The organism is Bacillus sp. SIMBA_026, assembly GCF_046535335.1.
In the GTDB taxonomy this organism is placed as follows: Bacteria; Bacillota; Bacilli; order Bacillales; family Bacillaceae; genus Bacillus; species Bacillus velezensis.
On the sequence record NZ_JAWRWX010000269.1, the window covers coordinates 1 to 261 of the forward strand.

The 261-nt window shown below is 60.2% G+C and carries 1 protein-coding gene; it reads left to right on the top strand.

What is annotated here, in order from left to right; genetic code table 11:
• Positions 1-261: substrate-binding domain-containing protein (locus SB847_RS21435; protein ID WP_410578685.1), on the top strand; the 261-nt coding region annotated here is incomplete at both ends.

The following is a 261-nucleotide window of genomic DNA, read 5'->3' on the forward strand; positions in this document are numbered from 1 at the left end:
TGGCCCAGCACCTTGTAGCGCTCGGGCACAAGCGACTGGCATTCCTCGCAGGACCGGAACACAGCGCGTCCAACAGGCAGCGCCTTGCCGGCTTGGAAGTTTTCCGGGAGCAGAACCCGGGGATCGAACTGCAGCTGCTTCCCGGGGGCTCAAACTTCGATTCAGGCCATGATTCAACCGAGCTCGTTATTGCCTGCGGTGCCACCGGAATCCTTGCTTTCAACGATCTTGTGGCCATGGGGTTGCTGAGTGGCTTGCATG